At 76.0% G+C, this 20401-nt stretch carries 16 protein-coding genes and 2 pseudogenes; 10 read left to right on the top strand and 8 right to left on the bottom strand.

Going from position 1 to position 20401, the window contains the following annotated elements:
* The first annotated feature begins 152 nt into the window (after window positions 1–152).
* The 4 genes from ACFWP2_RS11600 to ACFWP2_RS11585 all read left to right on the top strand — a co-directional run bounded on the left by ACFWP2_RS11600 (window position 153) and on the right by ACFWP2_RS11585 (window position 7611).
* On the top strand, window positions 153–3596 hold the full coding sequence (locus tag ACFWP2_RS11600) for a S8 family serine peptidase (RefSeq protein ID WP_380450168.1): 3444 nt from the start codon (window positions 153–155) through the stop codon (window positions 3594–3596).
* 237 nt (window positions 3597–3833) lie between these two features.
* Window positions 3834–5327 carry an SDR family oxidoreductase gene (locus tag ACFWP2_RS11595; protein WP_380450167.1) on the top strand — a complete coding sequence of 498 codons (1494 nt, stop codon included), beginning with the start codon at window positions 3834–3836 and terminating at the stop codon, window positions 5325–5327.
* A 181-nt stretch (window positions 5328–5508) separates the two neighbouring features.
* Window positions 5509–6594, top strand: coding sequence for a hypothetical protein (locus ACFWP2_RS11590; protein WP_380450166.1), 1086 nt, complete (start codon window positions 5509–5511; stop codon window positions 6592–6594).
* A gap of 225 nt (window positions 6595–6819) precedes the next feature.
* Window positions 6820–7611, top strand: a complete 792-nt coding sequence (locus ACFWP2_RS11585; RefSeq protein WP_380450165.1) for an FAD-dependent oxidoreductase — start codon at window positions 6820–6822, stop codon at window positions 7609–7611.
* 123 nt (window positions 7612–7734) lie between these two features.
* Here ACFWP2_RS11585 and ACFWP2_RS11580 read toward each other — a convergent pair whose 3' ends face one another.
* The 5 genes from ACFWP2_RS11580 to ACFWP2_RS11560 form a co-directional block, all read right to left on the bottom strand.
* The gene (locus tag ACFWP2_RS11580) at window positions 7735–10083 is read right to left on the bottom strand and encodes an FtsX-like permease family protein (protein ID WP_380450164.1); all 2349 of its coding nucleotides are present in this window, start codon (window positions 10081–10083) and stop codon (window positions 7735–7737) included.
* Window positions 10080–10766: an ABC transporter ATP-binding protein gene (locus tag ACFWP2_RS11575; protein WP_380450163.1), complete on the bottom strand. Its 687-nt coding sequence runs from the start codon at window positions 10764–10766 to the stop codon at window positions 10080–10082. Before ACFWP2_RS11575 ends, ACFWP2_RS11580 begins: the two co-directional genes overlap by 4 nt.
* Window positions 10763–11296 carry a PadR family transcriptional regulator gene (locus ACFWP2_RS11570; protein WP_380450162.1) on the bottom strand — a complete coding sequence of 178 codons (534 nt, stop codon included), beginning with the start codon at window positions 11294–11296 and terminating at the stop codon, window positions 10763–10765. Before ACFWP2_RS11570 ends, ACFWP2_RS11575 begins: the two co-directional genes overlap by 4 nt.
* A 151-nt stretch (window positions 11297–11447) precedes the next feature.
* Window positions 11448–11933 carry a hypothetical protein gene (locus ACFWP2_RS11565; RefSeq protein WP_380450161.1) on the bottom strand — a complete coding sequence of 162 codons (486 nt, stop codon included), beginning with the start codon at window positions 11931–11933 and terminating at the stop codon, window positions 11448–11450.
* Window positions 11934–12043: 110 nt separating this feature from the next.
* The gene (locus tag ACFWP2_RS11560) at window positions 12044–12727 is read right to left on the bottom strand and encodes an aspartate/glutamate racemase family protein (RefSeq protein ID WP_380450160.1); all 684 of its coding nucleotides are present in this window, start codon (window positions 12725–12727) and stop codon (window positions 12044–12046) included.
* 141 nt (window positions 12728–12868) lie between these two features.
* On the opposite strand from ACFWP2_RS11560, the gene ACFWP2_RS11555 reads away from it, so the two are divergent.
* On the top strand, window positions 12869–13138 hold the full coding sequence (locus ACFWP2_RS11555; protein ID WP_380450159.1) for a hypothetical protein: 270 nt from the start codon (window positions 12869–12871) through the stop codon (window positions 13136–13138).
* Window positions 13139–13165: 27 nt separating this feature from the next.
* Here the strand turns inward: ACFWP2_RS11555 and ACFWP2_RS11550 are convergent, their stop codons facing one another.
* Window positions 13166–13978, bottom strand: coding sequence for a maleylpyruvate isomerase family mycothiol-dependent enzyme (locus ACFWP2_RS11550; RefSeq protein ID WP_380450158.1), 813 nt, complete (start codon window positions 13976–13978; stop codon window positions 13166–13168).
* 427 nt (window positions 13979–14405) lie between these two features.
* On the opposite strand from ACFWP2_RS11550, the gene ACFWP2_RS11545 reads away from it, so the two are divergent.
* From ACFWP2_RS11545 to ACFWP2_RS11525, 5 genes are all read left to right on the top strand, one after another.
* Window positions 14406–14942 (top strand): EF-hand domain-containing protein, encoded by a 537-nt coding sequence (locus ACFWP2_RS11545; RefSeq protein WP_380450157.1) that lies wholly within the window; start codon window positions 14406–14408, stop codon window positions 14940–14942.
* Window positions 14939–16075, top strand: a complete 1137-nt coding sequence (locus ACFWP2_RS11540; protein ID WP_380450156.1) for an isocitrate/isopropylmalate family dehydrogenase — start codon at window positions 14939–14941, stop codon at window positions 16073–16075. The genes ACFWP2_RS11545 and ACFWP2_RS11540 overlap by 4 nt, the downstream gene beginning before the upstream one ends.
* On the top strand, window positions 16072–16731 hold the full coding sequence (locus ACFWP2_RS11535; protein WP_380450155.1) for a cysteine hydrolase family protein: 660 nt from the start codon (window positions 16072–16074) through the stop codon (window positions 16729–16731). The genes ACFWP2_RS11540 and ACFWP2_RS11535 overlap by 4 nt, the downstream gene beginning before the upstream one ends.
* Window positions 16719–17699 carry an SAM-dependent methyltransferase gene (locus ACFWP2_RS11530; RefSeq protein ID WP_380450154.1) on the top strand — a complete coding sequence of 327 codons (981 nt, stop codon included), beginning with the start codon at window positions 16719–16721 and terminating at the stop codon, window positions 17697–17699. The genes ACFWP2_RS11535 and ACFWP2_RS11530 overlap by 13 nt, the downstream gene beginning before the upstream one ends.
* 66 nt (window positions 17700–17765) lie before the next feature.
* A complete protein-coding gene (locus tag ACFWP2_RS11525) occupies window positions 17766–18023 on the top strand; it encodes a hypothetical protein (RefSeq protein WP_380450153.1) in 258 nt (85 codons plus the stop codon).
* A 149-nt stretch (window positions 18024–18172) separates the two neighbouring features.
* Here ACFWP2_RS11525 and ACFWP2_RS11520 read toward each other — a convergent pair.
* Together ACFWP2_RS11520 and ACFWP2_RS11515 are read right to left on the bottom strand one after the other, a co-directional pair.
* Window positions 18173–18298, bottom strand: a pseudogene (locus ACFWP2_RS11520) (carbohydrate-binding protein); the annotation flags it as partial.
* 12 nt (window positions 18299–18310) lie between these two features.
* Window positions 18311–20212, bottom strand: a pseudogene (locus ACFWP2_RS11515) (M4 family metallopeptidase); the annotation flags it as partial.
* Window positions 20213–20401 lie beyond the last annotated feature (189 nt).

Below are 20401 nucleotides of genomic sequence, written 5' to 3'. Positions count from 1 at the left end.
AGGGCGGGGAGGTCGGCGGGTCGCGGGGCGGGGGTTTCTCGGACTTCTGATCATCGGATGACATCCTCCGCTGCCCTTCCTTCCGTCGATTCCTCGACAGATCCCGTGAGCGGCCCCGGAATCCCCGGTGCCGCCCGAGCGAGAGGACACCCGTGCGAGGAACCCGCAGGTACCACAGGCATGGGCCGGGGCCCCGGACGGCCGGGCGCTGGCCGGCCGCCGTGCTGGGCGCGGCACTGGTCGGGGCGCTGACCGCCCCGGCCGGCTGGGCCGCTGACGGCCCGACGGACGGAGCGGGGACGGACGGGCCGGCGCCGGGCCGGCCCGTCCAGGTCACCCTGATCACCGGCGACACGGTCACGGCCCGGGTCGGGGCCGACGGCGCGGTGGCGCTGGCCGGAGTGCGGCCCGGACCGGGACGCGAGGAGGTGACGTTCGTCCGGCGCTCCGGTGCGCCCGGCTCGCTGGAGCTCGTCCCCTCGGACGCGGTGGAGGCGCTGGACTCCGGCCGGCTGGACCGGCGGCTGTTCGACGTCGCCGGGCTGATCGCCCAGGGCTACGACGACGGGCACACCGCCGAGCTGCCGCTGATCCTGGGCTCGGAGCACGGCGACGCGCCGGGCCTGGCCGCGGCCGCGCCGCCGGCCGGCGCCACCGCCGTCCGGGCGCTGGAGAGCGTGCACGGCGCGGCCCTGCGCGCCCCGAAGGCGCGGGCGGGCGAGCTGTGGCAGCTGGTCGCGCGGCCGGGCGCCGGGCTGGTCGCGGGCGGCGTGGACAAGGTCTGGCTGGACGGCAAGGTCAGCGCGGCGCTCGACCGCTCGACCGCCCAGATCGGCGCCCCGCAGGCCTGGGGCTCCGGCTGGACCGGCAAGGGTGTCAAGGTCGCGGTGCTCGACAGCGGCATCGACCGGGGCCACCCGGACGTGGTCGGCTCCCTCGGCGAGACCTCCGACTTCACCGGGCCCGCCGAGGCGCCGGTGACCGCCGACCCGGACGGGCACGGCACCCATGTCGCCTCGATCGTGGCCGGCACCGGCGCCGCCTCCGACGGCCGGTTCAAGGGCGTCGCCCCCGACGCCGAGCTGCTGGTCGGCAGGGTGCTCGACGACGAGGGCGACGGCCAGGAGTCCTGGGTGCTCCAGGGCATGGAGTGGGCCGCGGCCCGGGCGCCGATCGTCAACATGAGCCTCACCGGCGCCCCGACCGACGGCACCGACCCGATGGCCCAGGCCGTCAACGCGCTCACCGCCCGCTACGGCACCCTGTTCGTCGCCGCCGCCGGCAACAAGGGCCGCCCGGGCACCGTCGGCACCCCCGGGTCCGCCGACGCCGCGCTGACCGTGGGCTCCGTCGACCGCGACGGCGCGCTCGCCGCGACCTCCAGCCGGGGCCCGCGCGTCGGCGACCAGGCCGTCAAGCCGGACCTCACCGCGCCGGGCGTGGGCATCGTCGCCGCCCGGGCCGCCGGGACGAACGGTCAGGAACCGGTCGGCGAACGGTACACCGCCATCTCCGGCACCTCCATGGCGGCCCCGCACGTGGCCGGGGCCGCGGCCCTGCTCGCCCAGCGGCACCCGCAGTGGAAGGGCCCGCAGCTCAAGGCTGCGCTCACCTCCTCCGCGGCGCCGGCCGCCGGCCAGGGCGCGTACGAGCAGGGCGCCGGGCGCGTCGACCTCGCCCGGGCCACCGCCCAGGAGGTGTACGCCACCGCCGAGGGCACCGGGATCCACCTGGAGGGTCCGCCCGGCGGCGAGCCGCTCACCCGCACCGTCGAGTACCGCAACGACGGCCGCGAGCCCGTCACCCTGGAGCTGGCCGCCGAGACCACCGCCGCGGCCGGCGCGTTCACCGTCTCCCCCGCCCGCCTGACGGTGCCGGCGGGCGCCGCCGCGTCGGCCACCGTGACCGTCGATCCGGCCCGCGTCCCCTCGGGGGCGTCGCTGACCGGGCGGGTGCGCGCCACCGGGCCCGGCGGGACCGCCGTCACCACCGCCTACGCGCTCAACCGCGAGGCCGTGCGGCACGACGTCACCGTGACGGCCGTCGACCGCAACGGGGCGCCGCTGGGGCCGAGCACCTGGAACGCCTGGTCGATGATCAGCCTGGTCGACCTGGACACCCACGCCGCGTACCAGCTGCAGTTCACCGGCGGCACCGCCACCGTGCGCGTGCCCGAGGGCCGCTACAACCTCGGCGGACAGCTGGTCACCCCCGGCTCGGGCACCGCGAGCCCCACCACGACCCTGTTCCTGCAGCCCGAGCTGGAGCTGCGCGGCGACACCCGGCTCGCCGTCGACGCCCGCGAGGGCCGACAGCTGACCGTCACCGTCCCCGGCCGCGCCACCACCGGCTACTCGCTCTCCGCGGGCTACTGCTACCGCGCCGCCGGAAGCGCCGCCGAAGGCGACTGCACGGACTCGGCCACCGTCGTGGCCCGGCCCGGCAACCTGTACGTCGTCCCCACCGCCCGGCCCGTCACCGGCCGGCTCGACTTCGTCGCGCAGAGCCTCCAGCACGGTCCGGCCGCGCACAACGGCCGGCTGCCGGACCGCTACGACCTGCTGGTGCACACCACCGGCGGGCTGCCCGACCCGGCCCTGACCGTCACCCCCGGCGAACTCGCCACGCTCAACACCCGCTACTTCGCCCAGGGCCCGGGCACCGCGGGCGACTTCAGCAGCTTCGCGTCCGCCGGCGGTCTCGGCGCCCTCACCATCGCCGAACCCACCTTCGCGCTGCCGGCCACCCGCACCGAGTACTTCACCGTGAAGGACCAGCTCCGCGACACGACCTTCGGGCAGAGCGCGGGCCCCGGCGGCGAGATGGTGCGCACCGCCGTCAGCCAGAGCGGAACGGTGCGCTGCGCCGCCGGCGCGACCTGCGCGGAACGCTGGAACGCCGCCGTGATCGGCCCGGGCCTGGCCCCGGCCAAGGACGGCGCGACCACCATGGCCCGCACCGGCGACGGCTACCTCACCCTGGCCCCGCAGCTGTTCAGCGACGCCTCCCCGGGCCACGTCGGCTCCCCGTGGCCGCTGCGGCTGGACGACACCGTCCACCTCGAACTGGAACGCGACGGGCAGCGCGTCGGCGCCAGCGACCGGGAGCAGGCCCGCTTCGCCGTCCCGGCCGCCGACGCCGCCTACCGGCTGACCGCCAGGGCCGTACGGGCCGAGCCCTGGGCGACGCTGTCCGGCACCGTCGAGGCGGTCTGGACCTTCCGCTCGGCGGCCGTCGCCCCCGGGCCCGACGGCCGGGCCGGCGGCACGGCGCTGCCGGTCGACGCCGTCCGCTTCACCGCCCCCGTCGACCCGGACAACCAGGCGCCGCGCCACCGGCACACCCTGCTCGCCGCCGTCGAACGGCAGAGCGGCGCCCCGGCCTCGGCCACCGCGAGCCTGAACGTGCGGGTCTCCTTCGACGACGGCGCCACCTGGCGCGACGCCCCGCTCGCCCAGGCCGACGGCGGCTACCGCGTCACCGTCGAACCGCCGCCGGGCGCCGGCGGCTTCGTCTCGCTCAAGGCCACCGCACGCGCCGCCGACGGCTCCACCGTCGAGCAGACCGTGCTGCGCGCCTACCGCCTGGCGCCCTGACGACCTGACGTCCCGCCGCCGGCCCGCGGATCGCTCCGCGGGCCGGCGGCGGACCGTCGCGCGCGGCGGAGCGACCGGGGCGCCGACCATCCGGTGGTGGTCGGCGCCCTGCGGGGACCGGCCGGGGTGCCCACCCGGCTCGTCGCGCCGGTCGCGGGGAACCTGCGCGATGCTGGTTGCGTCGTTTCGACCGCCCGGCGGAAGCCCGCGAGCGCGGCCTGCGGAGGAGGTGTCGCCATGGACGCGCTGCGCCCCGGCCCGCCGCGGTGCCTGGTGACCGGTGCGACCGGCTACATCGGCGGCCGGCTCGTCCCCGAACTGCTCGCCCGCGGGCACACCGTGCGCTGCCTGGTCCGGGATCCCGGGCGGCTGCGCGACCAGCCCTGGCGGGCCCGGGTGGAGACCGCCACCGGTGACGTCACCCGCCCGGCCACCCTCGCCGGGGCCTTCGACGACATCGACGTCGCCTACTACCTCGTCCACTCGCTCGGCACCGGCCCCTCGTTCGAGGCGACCGACCGCGAGGCCGCCCGCGCCTTCGCGGCCGCCGCCGCGGCCGCCGGCGTCACCCGGATCGTCTACCTCGGCGGCCTCGTCCCCGCCGCGGTGCCCGAAGCGGACCTCTCCCCCCACCTGCGCTCCCGCGCCGAGGTCGGCCGCGTCCTGCGCGCCGGTGGTGTCCCGACGGCGGAGCTGCGCGCCGCCGTGATCATCGGCTCCGGCAGCGCCTCCTTCGAGATGCTCCGCCACCTCACCGAACGCCTGCCCGTGATGGTCACCCCGCGCTGGGTGTCCACCCGGATCCAGCCGATCGCCGTCCGGGACGTGCTGCGCTACCTGGTGGGCGCCGCCCACCTGCCGCCCGGGCTGAACCGCACCTTCGACATCGGCGGCCCCGACGTCCTCACCTACGAACAGATGATGCGGCGCTACGCCCGCGTCGCCGGCCTGCGCCGGCGCCTCATCGTGCCCGTTCCGGTCCTCACCCCCCGCCTGTCCGGCCTCTGGGTCGGCCTGGTGACTCCGGTGCCGAACTCCATCGCCCGCCCCCTCGTGGAGTCCCTGCGCCACGAGGTCGTCTGCGGCGAGCACGACATCGCCCGGTGGGTGCCCGACCCGCCGACCGGCCTGACCGGCTTCGACCGGGCCGTCACGCTCGCCCTGCGCCGGATCAAGGACGCCGACGTCGCCACCCGCTGGTCCTCCGCCTCGCTGCCCGGGGTTCCCAGCGACCCGTTGCCCACCGACCCCGACTGGGCCGGCGGCAGCCTCTACCAGGACGTCCGGGAACGCACCGTGACCGCGTCACCCGCCGCCGTCTGGCAGGTGATCGAAGGCATCGGCGGCGACAACGGCTGGTACTCCTTTCCGCCCGCCTGGGCCCTGCGCGGATGGCTCGACCGCCTGGTCGGCGGCGTCGGCCTGCGCCGGGGCCGCCGCGACCCGGCCCGGCTGCGGGTCGGGGACTCCCTCGACTTCTGGCGGGTCGAGGAGATCGAACCCGGTCGGCTGCTGCGCCTGCGCGCCGAGATGCGCCTGCCCGGGCTGGCCTGGCTCGAACTCTCCGTCGCACCGGACGGCGGCCACGGGACGCGCTACCGCCAGCGGGCGCTGTTCCACCCGCACGGCCTGGCCGGACACGCGTACTGGTGGGCCGTCGCACCGTTCCACACCGTGGTGTTCGCGGGCATGGCCCGCAACATCACCGAACGTGCCCGCCGCCGGCCCTGACGTTCCCGCACGAACGGCCGGGCGACGGGGCCGGACCTCCGGCGGGGAGCCCGGGCGGATGCGGGCCGACCGGCCCCGCCCTCCCCTGGCCAGGGCGGATACCCGCTTCCCAGCGATCTTCGGGCTCTGGTATGACTGCACCCGGCCCGACCGGGGCCATGTGAAACAGGGGGATGCTGACGTGCTGAAGACCACCCGCCGGCGCCGGATGCGCGCCGCTTCGATGCTGGCCGCGTCGGTGGCGCTCGCCACCGTGGTGACGGCCGCTCCGGCCGGGGCCGAGCCCCGGTCGGCCGGGAGCGACGCCCCGACGGCCGGGCTGAACCTGATGCTGCGCGCCGATCCGTGGAAGGTCGTCCAGACCCGCCGGGCACCGGACGGGACCTGGGACGCCGCCCGGGAGGTCCCGCAGTTCGGCGGCCTCCGGTACTGGACGACCGTCGTCGACTCCGGGCGGCTGCGGCTGTTCGGGCTCCGGGGATCCGGCCCGATGAGCATGCAGTTCGTCCAGTCCGCCCAGCAGCCCGACGGCAGCTGGTCCGAGCCGACCCCGATGACGGGCCTGGCCGAACTGCCCCTCTCCGACCAGTACTTCCAGCTGGGCCGGACCGGCGCGGCGGTGGTGGGCGGCCGGGTCCAGCTGGCGGCGATCGACCCCTCGGGCCGGCTCGTCCACACCGTCGAGGCCCCGGACGGGAGCTGGCAGCCCTGGGGAGTGGTCAACGCCCCCGCGGGGCTCGGCTCGGACAAGTTCTTCAGCATGGCGACGGCCGAGGTGAACGGCGAACTGCACATCGTGGTCACCATGTGGAACGACGGCGGCGTGTTCCACACCATCCGCCACGCGGACGGCAGCTGGTCCGGCTGGGGCAACGTCATGGCTTCGGGTGCGGCCGGCACCCCCTCCCCCTGGGGCTGGCCGCACGACGTGGTCGCGGCGGGCGTCAACGGGGCCCTGCAGGTCGCCGTGGTGAACAACAGCCAGACCGCCGTCTACCACACCATCCGCACCTCCGACGGGAACTGGGCCGGCTGGGGGCCCATCGGCCAGCAGATCCTCGACCGCACCCTCGGCGTGTGCGGCGTGGACGGCGCGAGTGTGAACAACGAGCTGCAGCTGGTCTTCGAGACCTGCTCCAACAGCGGCACGCTCTACCACACCATCCGTCACGCGAACGGCAGTTGGGACCGGGCGGGATACGTCCAGGGCGCCGTCGACCTCTCCCCCTGGCGGCCCGTCGCGGACGGATCGGCCGTCGGCGGCTGACCGCACCCGACAGCCGTCCCCCGCCCCGGGGCGGGGGACGGCGCGGGATCCGGCCCCGGGGTGACCTGGGGTGTCGGTGGTCCGACAGCCGCCTACGGGTGGTCTGCCGGTGGCCCGGGGCGGGACGACCGCCGGATGACGGTGGCGCGACGGCGGCGCCTGACAGTGTCCGGGAGGAAGGCCGGCCGGAGTCGATCCGGCGGCCCGATCCCGAAGGAGCCACCCATGCGCACACCCGTCACGATCATCGGCGCCGGGCTCGGCGGTCTCACGCTGGCCCGGGTCCTGCACCTGCACGGCATCCCGGTGACGGTCCACGAGGCCGAGCCCTCGCCGTCGGCCCGCACCCAGGGCGGGCTGCTCGACATCCACGACGACACCGGGCAACTCGCCCTGCGCGCGGCCGACTTGATGGAGGAGTTCCACGCCGTCGTGCTGGCGGGCCGCGAGGCGATGCGGGTGCTGGACCCCCAGGGGACCGTCCTGTTCGACCAGGCCGACGACGGCACGGGCGGACGCCCCGAGGTGCGGCGCGGCGACCTGCGGCGGATCCTGCTGGACTCCCTGCCCGCCGGCACCGTCCGGTGGGGGCGGAAGGCCACCGCGGTCCGCGCCCTGGGCGGCGGCCGGCACGTGGTGGCCTTCTCCGACGGCGCCACCGTCGAGACGGACCTGCTGGTCGGCGCCGACGGCGCCTGGTCGCGCGTGCGGCCGCTGCTCTCCGGTGCCAGGCCCGAGTACATCGGCAGGTCCGTCGTCGAGACGCTCCTGGTCGACGCCGCCCACCTCGCCGCCCCGAACGGCGAGGGCGCCAACCTGGCCATGCTCGACGGCGCCGAGCTCGGCGCGGCGCTCGCCGCGCACCCCGAGGACGTCGAGGCGGCGCTCACCGCGTACGAGCGGGCGATGTTCCCCCGCAGCGCGCAGGCCGCCGTCTCGTTCCCGGGGCTCGACGCCGGGGACGGCACCGTCCACCCCGTGATCGCACTCGCCACCGGGACCGGGCAGGGCCGGTGACGGGCCGCACCCCGGTGACCGGGGATCGCGGCTCGTGCGCGTCGTCCGTTCCACGCTTTCCGTGCGTCGCGGCGCCGTCCGGGATCCGGGCGGCGCCGCGACGGGCCGGTGCGGTGGGCGGGGCTACTCGTACCGCAGGGCGTCCGGGCGCATCAGCCGCAGGAGCTGCGGCAGTCCGAGGACGGTGGTGAGCAGGACCGCGCCGGCCGCGATCGCCGACATGGCCAGCATCGAGCCCCAGTCCACGCTCAGCGGGACGCCCGCCGAGTACTGCAGCACCGCCCCCGTCAGCAGGCCGCCGACGGCCGCCAGTACCAGGCCCAGGGCCATCGGGATGAGCGTCTGCCACAGCACCGACAGGCCCAGGACGCGCCGGCGGGTGCCGACGGCGTTGAGGACGCCGAGCACGCGGCGCTGCTCCCGGAAGCGTTCCAGCTGGCCGACCAGCAGGCTGAGGGAGACCAGCACGAGGGTGATCGCCGATCCCGCCGTCAGCAGGCGCTTGACGGCGAGGTAGGTGGAGTCGAGGGTGCGGTCGAGCGGGAACTCGGTGCGGGCCTGCGGGTCGATCGCCATCACGGCGGTGGTCAGCTGCTCCTTCGGGTCCGCCAGGGCGTCGGTGAGCGACACCAGCACGGTCGCCGGCTGCCCGCGCAGCGCGTCGGCGGGCACGGCGGCGGGGGTGAGCAGCAGCAGGCCGGCTCCGATCCGCCCGTTGGGGTCCGCGCCCTCGACGGGCGGGACGGTGGCGGTGACGGCGGGCAGCGGGAAGGAGACCGGCTCGCCCGTGCCCCGGAAGTCGGCCGCGTGGACGGTCGTCCCGGGCCGGACCGGTTCGGCGCCCGGCCGCCCGGCCTGGCCCTGGACCGCGAAGGCGTCGCCGTCCTTGCAGTCGGGCAGGGTCGCGAAGCCGCGCAGCACCGCGCAGGAGGCGATCCGGACCGAGGGCAGCTGCCAGGGCTTGGCGGTCTCGCTCTCCAGGGAGAACTCGGTGTACGCCGCGGTGGCCTCGACCCCGGTGCCGCGCGCCAGGCGCTCGGCGATGCCGTCGGCGGTGGGAGCGCCGCCCGGGAAGGTCACCGACTGCTGGTACGGCCCGGTGGCGGGCAGGTGCCGGGGGATGCCCTCGTACTGGGCGCCGATGCCGAGGAAGAGCGTCTGCAGGGCGATCGCCCCGGCGATCGCCACCACGACGCCGCTGACCGCCGCGGCGGCCGGTCCGGAGCCCAACTGGAGGCGGCGGGTGGCCAGTTGCCAGGACAGGCTGCCGCCGCCGGCCCGTCGGGTGACGGCCTCCACCAGCCAGGGCAGCAGGGTGCAGACGCCGATCAGCGTCAGCATCACGCCGAACGCCACGGGGAGCGAGCCGCCCGGGCCGTCCGGCGTGCCGGAGAGCGCGAGGGCGAACACCGTCAGGGCCAGGCCGGCCAGCGGCAGCATCAGCCGCCAGCCGATCCGGCGCCGGGCGGGGCCGGAGCGGCGGACCACGCCGAGCGGGTCGACGCTCGCCCGGCGCATCGCGAGCAGGGTGACGCCGATGCCCAGGAGCGGCACGACCACGGCGATCGCGGCGGCGACGGCGGGCTGCGGTGCGACGTCCTCGGGGTAGAAGCTGAATCCGGCGAGCCGGATCCGTCCGATCGCCTGGCGGCCGGTCAGGAAGAGCGCCGTTCCCACGGCCAGGCCCAGCACGGCGCCGACCAGGGACTCGCCGGCGGCGATCCGGGCGGTCATCCGGCGGTCCGCGCCGCCGAGCCGCAGCGCGGCGAGCCGGCGGTCGCGCCGTTCGCCGCCGAAGCGCGCGGCGGCGGCGAGGAAGACGCCGACCGGGGCCAGCATCACCGTCAGGCCCACGGCGTTGAGCAGGACCAGCCTCGGGTCCATGGGCTTGGGCGGCGAGAAGTGGCCGAACTCGGTGATCCGCAGGGCGCCGGTGTCCACCGAGAGGTGGTCGCCGCCGAGCACGAAGCCGGCCTGGCCGGGGCCGAGCAGCCCGGCCGGGCCGATGGTGCCGGCCACGGGGTAGGGCAGGCGTTCGCGCAGCAGCCCGTTGGCGGGGTCCTCGAGCAGGTCGGCCAGGGCCGGGGAGACGGCCATCTCGCCGGGCTTCGGGTAGGCGGTCAGCCCGGGCGGCAGCGCCGCGTCCGGGCCCTCGGGCTGGACGATCCGGCCGCGGACGGGCGTGCCGTGGAAGGTGGTGTCGGCGGCGGCGATGAGGACCGTCCGGTCGCCGGGGGTGGGCAGGTCCTCGTCGTGGAAGGTGTCGTTCTGGGTGTACAGGCGCTGGTCGCGGTGGTGCACGATGCCGGGGAAGGAGGCGGTGAACAGCAGCAGGGCCACCCCCAGTCCGACGCCGCAGGCGGTGAGCAGCAGTCGGCCCCAGCCGTCCCGTCCGCTGGTGACGGCCAGTCGGGCGCCGAGGGCGAGCTGGTCCGGGAGGAGTCGGCGGACCTTCGGGTCGGCGGCGCTCACCGGGCGGCGGCCAGGTCGCGGGTGCGGCCGTCGCGGACGACGACCTCGCGGTCCGCGTAGGCGGCGACCCGGGTCTCGTGGGTGACCAGGACGACGGCCGCGCCGGTCTCCCGCGCGGCGAGGGTCAGCAGTTTCATGACGCGTTCGCCGTTGAGGGTGTCGAGGGCGCCGGTCGGCTCGTCCGCGAACACCGCCTTGGGGCCGGTGATCAGGGCGCGGGCGGCCCCCACCCGCTGGCCCTGGCCGCCGGAGACCTCGCCGGGGCGCTTGGCGGCGAGGTCGGCCACCTCCAGCCGTTCCAGCCATTCGCCGGCCCGGGCTTCGGCGGCCTTGCGGCGCATGCCGTTCAGGCGCAGCGGCAGCGCGACGTTCTCCAGGCAGGAGAGTTCCGGGACGAGTTGGCCGAACTGGAACAGGAAGCCGAACTCGGTGCGGCGCAGGGCGCTCAGTTCGGCGTCGGTGCAGGCGGTGAGGTCGCGGCCCTGGTAGTCGATGGTGCCGCGGTCGGGGCGGGTGATGCCGGCGAGGCAGTGCAGCAGGGTGGACTTCCCCGAGCCGGACGGGCCCATGACGGCGACGAGTTCGCCGGCGGCGACGGTGAGCGAGGCGCCGTCGAGGGCCGGGGTGAGGCCGAAGGACTTGTGCAGGTCCTGGGCGCTGAGCAGGGGTCGGGCGGTGGTCAACGCGGGGTCTCCGTCAGGCGGGCGGTGAGGTCGTCGAGGCGGGCGGCGGTCAGTTCCAGCCAGCGCAGGTCGGCTTCCAGGTGGAACAGCGCGTGGTCGCAGATCAGCTCGTCGGCGAGGTCGCCGGTGAGTTTGCGGCGGGTCAGTTCGCGCATGGTGCGCAGGTGTTCGGCCCGCTGGGTGTCCAGGACGTCGGTGGCGCTGCGCCCGGTCAGGATGGCGAGCACGACCTTGTGGTAGAGGGTGCTCTGCAGGTACGGCTGCGGGTCCTCCGGTTGGGCGAGCCAGTCGGCGAGGTCGGTGACTCCGGCGTCGGTGATCGCGTACCGCTTGCGGTCCGGGCCGCTGCCGGCCTCCACGCCCTCCACGACGACCAGGCCGTTCTTCAGCAGCCGGGAGAGCGTCGCGTACACCTGCCCGTAGTGCAGGGCGCGGTCGCGGCCGAAGTGCTCGTCGTAGAGGCGTTTGATGTCGTATCCGTGGCGGGGCTCGGCTTCCAGGAAGCCGAGGAGCATCTGTCCGAGTGACATGATCAAGGACTATACACACCATGTATACACGGTGTGTATAGCGGTCGCGGGGCGGCCGCCACGATGGCGCGCGGGGGTCCGGGCGGGTCGGGCCGGCCGGGGCGGGGCCGGATTCAGGTCGTCACGGGAATCCGGCCCCGCCCCGGTTCGGTCAGGCGTCCGGCTGGGTGACCGTCAGCCCCCAGTGCACGTCGGGGGCCGACGTCCGCACCCCGACGTGGAAGGACCGGCCCTGCTCGGCCGTCACCACCGCCGAGCCCCTGCCGACGGCCTCCGCCGGACAGGGCACGGTGAACTGCACCGGGGTGGTGTCCCCGGAGTACGGCGTGAAGGTGACCTGCACCTCGCCCGCGCCCTCGCTGCCGCCCTGGCAGCCGACCGTGACGGTGACCGGCGGGCCGGAGGTGTAGGCGCCGCCGGTGACCGCCCCGCCGTCACCGATCCAGTCCGGGATCCAGATCAGCCCCTCCTGCCCCGGGTACGGCAGGATCTCGCCCGGCCCCGGCACTCCCTGCCCGGGCTCCCCGCCCTGCCCGGCCTGCCCGGCCGCCGCCGGGACCGCCGTCACCGCGATCGCCGCCGCCACGGCCGCCGCCGTCGCCGTCGCCGTCGTCCAGGCGAAACTCGCGCGCCTCATGGCTCTCCCCCTCCGTCGTGCCGGGCCCTGGCGTCCCGACGTGCCCGCACAGTCTCATCCGGCACCGACAGCGCCGCCTGAGTACGGATACGCATCCGCCGCCGGGCCGCCTACCCGGTCTCGTCCGCGGGGCGCGCCACGGCGCCGGCGGCGGCGCGCAGTCCCGGGGCCGGGCTGGACAGGACCGGTACGGCGGTCGTGACCCGGTGCGCGGCGTCCGCCATGGACGCCTGGGCGAGGACGATGACGTCCGCGTCGGCCGTGCCGTCCACGGCCTCGACGGCGGCGGCGACCGCGGCCAGGTAGCCGGCGCGGTCACCGCTCTCGAACCGCTCCCAGGCGCCGTCGACCACCGTGGTCGTCACCGTGACCGGCCGGCCCGATCGAGCGGCCTCCTCGTCGACGAGGGCCACGGTCGGGCCCACGGTGCCGGCCAGTGCGGCGATCACGGCGATGCGTGTCGCGGCCCGGCCCCCGCCGGGGGCGACGGCCACGGCGGCGGCCGCCATCGGACGGTCGACGCGTAGCACGGGCACTCCCAGCGCCGCGGCCCGGGACTCCGCGACTCCGCCGATCGTCGAACAGGTGCACAGCACCGCCGCGGCCCCGGCGGCGAGCGCCGGGGCGAGGATCCGGTCGATGTCCCCCGCGACGGCGTCGGGCCCCTCGGTCCGGGCCCTGGCCAGCAGCCCCTCGGAGACGACGTGCCGCAGCGGCAGGCCGGGGCGCTCGCGGTCGCGCAGCGCGTCGAAGACCGGGACGTGGACGGACGAGGTGTGGAGCAGCGCCAGCATGCACGTGATGGTAGGGGGCCCGGCCGGGCTCCCCCGTCGCCGGGGGCGGCGGGGGCACCGGGGGCGGCGGGGGTGGGCGCCGGCTGGGCCGGATGCCACGGTGCGCGTGCAGCGGGCCGGGCGGGCGGCGACGTTGTGGAGATGGACACCGTCATCGTGCTCGAACCCGATACGCCGACCAATGTGCGGATCCTCGGCCCCGACCGCGGGCCGGCGGACCCCGGAAATCCGGTGCGGCTGGCGCACTGCGCCCCCGCGGAGGCCTCCGGCACCTGCGGCCCCCTGACGCTGTGCGGTCTGAGCACCGCCGACATGACCCTCGCCCCGCGCCGCTCCCCCGATCCCGGCCGGCCCCGCTGGAACACCTGTGCGGCGTGCCGCGAGGCCGAGGAGGCCTCCCCGCCCGGATGAGGCGGCGGGCGGGTCCGGCGGGCGGGTTCAGGGGGCGGTGAACAGTCCGGGGAAGGCCGGGGCCAGCCAGGGGCGCCGGCCCCAGGCGAGCACCTTGCCGCGGGCGATGGCGCCGGCGGTGGAACAGCGGCCCAGGGCGAGGAGGAAGAACGCCACCGGCTCGATGAGGATGGTGCAGTCGGGGCGGCGCGGCGGCTCCTGGCTGACCGCGACGGCGCCGTCGGTGAAGGTCACCGCGAATCCGCCCGCGCCGCGCAGCCGCAGCCGGTAGCAGGCGCTGTGGCCGGCCGCGGTGCGGGCGTCCGCCACCAGCGGCATGGCCGTCCGCAGGAACGGCATGGTCAGCCCGACGCGCTGCCGGTCGATCGGGTGCGGCCGGCCGAGTGCGACGGCGACGTCGTAGAGGTGGGCGAGCATGTGGGTCAGCAGGTAGGCGCCGAGGGTGTCCAGGTCCATCGGGCCGAGCGGGGTCAGCATCGGCTCGGCACCCGTGAGCGGGCCGGCCGCGGCCGCGAACTCCCCTGCCTGCCGGGCTATTTGCTCGGCGAGCACGGCCGGGTCGCGCTCGGGCCGCGCGGCCAGCGAGACCTCGTTCGCCGCGGCCAGCGCGCCCGGGGTGCCGTCCCCGTACGGCCGCTCCTCTCCGGCGGCGAGCGCGGCCATCAGTTCGTTGGCCATCGCCAGGTGGGCGGCCGCCTCGGCGACCGTCCACGTGGCGTTGGGAATGCGGGTGTCGCCGCGGCAGTCGGCGAGCAGGGCGACGGCCTCGTCGCCGACGGCGGTGACGGCCTCGAGAAGCGCTGTGCGTGTGGCAGCAGGAGAGTGCTGGGGGAACGTCATGGTGGTGAAGACTGGACGACTCCCGCACCGCTGTCCAGTTCCGTGACACGGCGGGCGGGAACGCGCGTTCCCGTCGGCTGGACGGCGCGGCGCCCGGCGGGGCGGTCGGGGCCGGTTTCCGGTGATTCGGCGGAATCGTACGGCAGTTGGAGCGGGCCGGCCCGGTCCGGCACCGGGTGCTCGGCGGGTGCGTGACGGGTGCGCCCTCGCCCTCGGCGGCCCGGGTGCGGCCCGGGTGCGGCTCGCAGGCCAGTCTGACTACCTGTCCAGCGGACCACCGCGTCATGCGTGGCGGGGCGCATTGCCCCCGATCGGGTGGTCCGGCCGCGCTTCGCGCGCCGCCGGCCGGGGCGGGGCCGGATAGTGGAGCGGTCGCCGAGGCGCGGGCCCGGCGTCCCTACGTCCGGGAAACCAGAGGTGTACCGCCATGCCCACTGCCGCAGCCGCCGACCGTGTCGGGCTCGTGTTCTCACTGTTCGACGCCGACGGGAACGGTGTCCTGGAGCCCGCCGACTTCGACCTGATGGGCAGCCGCGTCGTCGCGGCGCTCCCCGGGGCCGGCGAGGACGCCAAGAACCGGCTGCTCGACGCCCTGCGGCACTACTGGCACACGCTGGTGACCGAGCTGGACGCCGACGGCGACGGGCGGATCAGCCCCGAGGAGTTCACCGCCGTGGTGCTCGACCCGCAGCGTTTCGACGCCACCATCGACGAGTTCGCCCGGGCGCTGTCCACGCTGGGCGACCCGGACGGCGACGGCCTGGTCACCCGCCCGGACTTCCTCGCCCTGATGACCGCGATCGGCTTCGACGACCGGAACATCACGGCGCTGTTCGACGCGTTCGGCCCGGTGGACGGCGACCGCGTTCCGGTCGCCGTCTGGGCGGAGGGCATCCGCGACTACTACCGCCCCGAGAAGGCCGGGATCCCCGGCGACCGCCTGGTCCCCGGCGCGGCCCGGTGAGCCCGGTCGTCCACCAGGGCGCCGGCTCGGGGGCGGCGCCCGCCCCCGGGCGGCCCGCGGTGGGGCTGGCGGTGGGCCGGGGCACCGGCCCGGAGCTCGCCGCCGTCTTCGAGCGCGTCCTGGGGGTGCTCACCGCCGCCCACCCGACGGGGGTGCGGATCGTCCGCTCCCCGCGCCTCTACCACTCCTACGTCTCGCTGCGCTCGCAGGGCGGCCCCGCCGACATCCAGGAGCTGACCGGGCGGGACGCGGAGCACTACGAGCGGTTCTGCCGCGACCTGGCCGCCGACGGCACCACGGCGGTCTTCCGCACCGCGATCAACGCCCAGTCCCTGTACCTGGTGCGCCGCCGCCTGCGCGCCGTCAAGGTGGACCTGTTACGGGCCGCAGAAACGTCCCTGCTGCTCGTCCGCGACCAGGCCCAGGGCTTCTACACGGGGGAGAACCTGCACACCTCGGGAGAGGTCACCCGCACCCTGGCCTTCAGCCGCGAGACCACCGAGGCCGTCGTGCGCCACGCCCTGGAGCGGGCCCGGCGCGAATGGCCCGACGGGCGGATCGACCGCATCGTCATGGCCTACAAGTTCCACCTCCTGGACGGCGCGTTCGACGCCTGGGTCGACCAGATCGCCGAGCGGCTGGGCGTACGGATCGAGGTGTTCCAGCCCGACACCGTCAACCGCAACCTGATCACCCACGGCCTGCCGCGGCGCACGCTGCTGATCGCCGGGAACGAGTGGGCGGACATCATGCACGTGGTCCTGCTGGACCGCTTCGGCTCCGAGCGGCAGGAGAACCGCTGCACGGAGAACGTCTGCCTCGACCCCGGCGCGGCCGGGCTGGTCGAGTACCAGACCGTGCACGGCTCCGCCGACGACCTGGCCGGGCGCGACCTGGTCAACCCGGTGGCCACGGTCCGCGCCGCCGCCCTCGTCGCCGAGCGGCACGCCGGGGTCCCCGGGGCCGTCCGGGCGGTCGAGGCCGCCCTCACCGCCCTGGACGACAAGGGCGTGCACACCCCGGACCTCGGCGGCCGGCACTCCACCACCGCCGTGGTCGACGCGCTGGTCGAGCTCCTCGACCTGCCCGGCGCCGCCGCCACGGGTGCCGCGGCCCTGGTGGGCGAGCTGTGACCGGCCCGACCGGAACGGCCCTGGTGGTGGTGGACCTGCAGAACGACTTCTGTGCCGGGCGGGTGGCCGGGGCCCGCTTCGGCGGCGACGGCGCCGTCCTGGAGGCCGTGGTCGCCCACAGCGTCCGGGCGGTGGAGCGGGCCCGGCACGCGGGCGTGGAGGTGGTGTTCGTCCGCTTCCTCGGCGACCCCGTCCACCAGGGCGCGGCCTGGCGCGCGCGGGACCGGCGGCTGGGCAAGGAGCCGAAGTGCCTGGAGGGCACCTGGGGGGCGGGGTTCCACGGGGTGGTCCCGGCCCCGGGCGAACGGGTCTTCACCAAACGGGCCCGCTTCGACGCCTTCCTCGGCGGGAATCCCGGCCCGGGCCCCGACCGGCCCCCGGGCGAAGGCCTGGAGGAGCACCTGCGCGCGAGCGGCACCGGGCACCTCGTGTTCGCCGGGCTCTACGCCGACGTCTGCGTGGACTCCACCGCCCGCACCGCCTTCCAGAAGGGCTTCCACATCACCGTCCTGACGGACTGCACCACCTCCCTGCACCTGCCCTACGACGACGTCCTGCGGTTCATGCGCGTCCTGTACGGCGCCCGCACCACCACCGGCGACGACCCCGCGGCCTGGACGGCGCCCGCCGACGAGGAGGAGCCGTGCACGCCGTGACCGGGCCGGCCGCCGCCGCGGCCGCGGGCGGCGGCGTCGCCTCCGGGGTGGGCCGTACCGCCCTGCTGGTGGCGGCCGCCCGCGCCATCGAGACCCACCGCCCCGACGCCCTGGCCCGCGACCCGCTCGCCGAGCACTTCGTCCGCGCCTCCCCCGCCTCGGCGCACTGGCCCCTGCACCCCGACCGGGTCCCCGGCGGAGAGGCCGACCCGCTGTGGGGCCGCCTCGGGCGCTACTTCGGGCTGCGCACCCGCGTCCTGGACGACCACCTGCTGGCCGCCGCACGGGCCGGCACCCGCCAGGTCGTCCTGCTGGGCGCGGGCCTGGACTCCCGGGCCTACCGGCTCGACTGGCCGCCCGGCTGCGTCCTCCACGAGATCGACACCGAGCGGGTGCTGGCCTTCAAACGGGCGGTCCTCGACGCGGCCGGCGCGGCTCCCGCCGCCGAGCGCCGCCCGCTGGCCGCCGACCTGCGCGAGGACTGGGCCCGGCCGCTGCTGGCGGACGGCTTCGACCCGGCGGCGCCGACCGCGTGGCTCGCCGAAGGGCTGCTGCTCTACCTCCCCGCCGAGGCCGAACGGCGCCTGATGGCCACCGTGCACCGGCTCAGCGCGCCCGGCAGCACCCTCGCCTACGAACTCAAGGACGTGGCCGGCGAGCCGGCGGCGGTCCGGAACTCCCCCGTGTACGTCGCGGCCCGCCGGCGCCTCGGCATCGACCTGCGCGCCCTCTTCGACACCGACCCCCGCCCCGACTCCGCCGCCCGACTAGCCCGCCGGGGCTGGACGGTGACCGTGCGCAGCCCGTACGACTTCACCGCCGTCCACGGCCGCGGCCCGAGGCCGGAGCCGGACGACGCCCTGGCGGCCAACCGCTGGGTCTTCGCCACCCGCCCGGGACCACCCGCGGGCGGGGAGCCGTCGGACGCCGGTCCCGGGCGGCGGGTGCCCGTCCCGGGGCCCCGGTGAACGCGGTCCGCCGGGAGCGCCACCGGCCGTAGGCCGCCCCCGGGTCCGCACGGGAGAATGGGCCGGGTGACCAACACTCAGCCGCTCCCCCGGGGCCTCACCGCCCTGATCCCCGTCGCCCCCGCACCGGCCACGCCCGGCGAGCGGGCGGCCTCCCAGCTCCTCCATCTGCGCACGGTGGAGGTGCCGCTGCCGCTCCTGGTGGCCGCCGCCGAGCTGATCGCCCCGCAGCTGGAGAGCGAGGATCCGGTCACCCGGGAGGCCGCCGAGGCCGTCCAGTCCCGCCTGCGGGCCGTCATCGCGCAGGCCGCGCTCGGGCGGTAGGCCGGGGAGCCGTCTGCACCGCACCCGCCGCGGGGGGCGGCCCGGCCGGCGGGCCGCCCCCCGCCGCGTCGGCGCGCGCGGCTGCGCCGCGGTCCGTCCCCCTCGACGGGCCGCGGCGCAGCGGTTCGGTGGGCGTCAGTGCGGGCCGGTCACACGGCCTGCCAGAGCGCCGGGACGTTCGGCGGCTCCCAGCCGACCTGGGCGGTGTGGCCCTGGAGGCAGCGGTAGCTGACGCCGTTGTAGGTCACGACGTCGCCGGCCTGGTAGGTGGTGCCGGCGGACCAGGTGCCGCCGGGGTTGGGGGTGCCGCTTCCGACGGTGAGGCTGTACTGGGCGGTGTGGGTGGTGGCGCCGGCGGTGCCGGTGACGGTGATCTGGTAGGTCCCGTTCGCCGCGCTGGAGGAGGCGGTCAGGGTCAGGGTGGCGGAGGAACCGGCCTGCACGGAGGAGGGGTTGAAGCTCGCGGTGACGCCGGACGGCAGGCCGGAGGCGGTGAGGGCGACGGTCTGGGCGGTGCCGGAGGTGACGGCGGTGCCGACCGTGGCCGTGGTGGAGGCGCCGGGCTGGACGGAGCCGGAGGCCGGGCCGAGGTTGAGCGAGAAGTCGTTGCCGCCGTTGTTGGTGCAGGTGGGGTCGCCGCTCTGGGCGGGGACGCTGACGGCGTCCCAGGCGGCCTTGGCTCGGTTGAAGAAGGTGCAGGTCGCGTCGAGGCTCTTGGCGGCGGTCAGGGTGGCGGTGCGGTAGCGCTTGTAGGTCATGCCGCTGGTCTTCAGCAGCATGCCGCCGTAGAAGACCCGGCCGGCGTCCTTGATGCCGATGCCGGTGACGGAGGAGTTGTTGCAGGTGGGGCTGGTGGGCTTGCCGCCGCCGGGGTTGGAGCCCTCGGCGAGCAGGTAGAACCAGTGGTTCAGCGGGCCGGCCGCCGCGTGCTCCTCGGTCTGCGGGATCGACGCCGAGTAGCAGTTGGGGTTGTTGCTCACCAGCGACGGGTTGTACATGTTGCGGATCGGGCCGTTGCCGACCAGGTTGATCATCTCGCCGACGGTGTAGTCCGGGGAGTCGTACGGGGCGGGCTCGTTGGCGTAGGCCTCGGTCAGGGCGCCCATGATGTCGCCGGTGGCCTCGCCCAGGCCGGACTCGTTGTTGGCGCCGCCGGGGGTGTACTGGTCGAGGCCGTGCCCGAACTCGTGGCCCACCACGTCGATCGAGGCGATCCACTTGTTGGCCTGGCTGTGGCCGATGGATATCGTGCTGCCGTCCCAGTAGGCGTTGACGTCGCTGAGCCCGACCTTGACCGGCCAGCTGCCGCCGTTGCCGTTGTGGCCGTTGCGACCCAGCCAGTCGCGGAGCATGTCCCATTCCTTCTGGGCCGCGAACATCGCGTCCCCGCAGCCGGTCTCCTTGCCGGAGGCGCTGCCGGTGCCCCAGGAGTCGCTCGACTTCGAGAACACCTGCCCGGTGCTGTAGTCGGAACACGACAGGCCCGGACGGTTCGGGTCGCGCAGCGAGTACGAGCCACCGGAGTTGGTGGTACTGATCGTCGGTGAGGGCCCGTTCCACTCGCTGTTCAGGGTGCCCGCGTGGACGTCGTCGTAGCTGTCCACGACCTCGCCGTCGGTGGCGTCGACGAACACGTGCAGGCGGCTGGGGGCGGCGCCCTTGTGGCCGGCCAGGACGGTCTCCCAGGACAGGCGGCTGCTGCCGTCCTTGACCCGCACGACCAGGCGGTGCGACTCGACCGAGTCCACGGAGGCCAGCTTGGTGCGCGCGGTCCTCTCCGCCTGGACGGCGCTGATCCGCGCCGTGGTGGAGGCGCCGAGGGGGCCGGTGGTGGCGGACTGGAGGGCGCGGACCTTGCCCTGGGAGTCGGCGAGGACGACCGCGTCGCCGCCGACCACGGGCAGCCCGCGGTAGCTGCGCTCGTAGGCCACCGAGTAGAGGCCGCCGACCCAGGGCGTGACGGCCTTGCGCTCGTACGTCTCGTCGGCGCCCTTGGCCAGGGCGTCCAGGCCGGCCGTGACGGCGGCGTCGGCGGCGTTGACGGCGGCGGCCAGGGCGCTGGGTGCCGGTGTCGGGGAGGGGGTGGGCGCGGCGGTGGCCGGGCCCGCGGCGGCGGCGATCATGCCGGCCAGCACGGTCAGGGTGGTCGCCGTGGTCAGCAACCTGCCTGCGGAAATCCTGCGTTGCATCGAGGCTCCTCGCATGTGGGGGTCCCCGTCCGCGGACGGCAGGGCTGGTGGCGCACCGCGGGGCCGTGTCGGGGGACGGCCGCGGCGGGCCGTCCGCGCTCGGGTGCCCGAACCCTCACACGGCGTCATGCCCGGGTCAATGGCTGGTGCGTGTGAGGCGCCCGGTTGGCAAGTTCCGTCAAGCCCGCA

Source organism: Kitasatospora sp. NPDC058444 (assembly GCF_042721415.1).
Taxonomy (GTDB): Bacteria; Actinomycetota; Actinomycetes; order Streptomycetales; family Streptomycetaceae; genus Kitasatospora.
Note: the sequence above shows the minus strand (reverse complement) of the source record. Positions and strands in the feature narration are given on the sequence as shown.

Bases quoted from the DNA above. Each gene is read 5' to 3' on its own strand.
- ACFWP2_RS11595 (WP_380450167.1), top strand. From the start codon at position 3,834: ATGGACGCGCTGCGCCCCGGCCCGCCGCGGTGCCTGGTGACCGGTGCG.
- ACFWP2_RS11585 (WP_380450165.1), top strand. From the start codon at position 6,820: ATGCGCACACCCGTCACGATCATCGGCGCCGGGCTCGGCGGTCTCACG.
- ACFWP2_RS11570 (WP_380450162.1), bottom strand. From the start codon at position 11,296: ATGTCACTCGGACAGATGCTCCTCGGCTTCCTGGAAGCCGAGCCCCGC.
- ACFWP2_RS11565 (WP_380450161.1), bottom strand. From the start codon at position 11,933: ATGAGGCGCGCGAGTTTCGCCTGGACGACGGCGACGGCGACGGCGGCG.
- ACFWP2_RS11560 (WP_380450160.1), bottom strand. From the start codon at position 12,727: ATGCTGGCGCTGCTCCACACCTCGTCCGTCCACGTCCCGGTCTTCGAC.
- ACFWP2_RS11555 (WP_380450159.1), top strand. From the start codon at position 12,869: ATGGACACCGTCATCGTGCTCGAACCCGATACGCCGACCAATGTGCGG.
- ACFWP2_RS11550 (WP_380450158.1), bottom strand. From the start codon at position 13,978: ATGACGTTCCCCCAGCACTCTCCTGCTGCCACACGCACAGCGCTTCTC.
- ACFWP2_RS11545 (WP_380450157.1), top strand. From the start codon at position 14,406: ATGCCCACTGCCGCAGCCGCCGACCGTGTCGGGCTCGTGTTCTCACTG.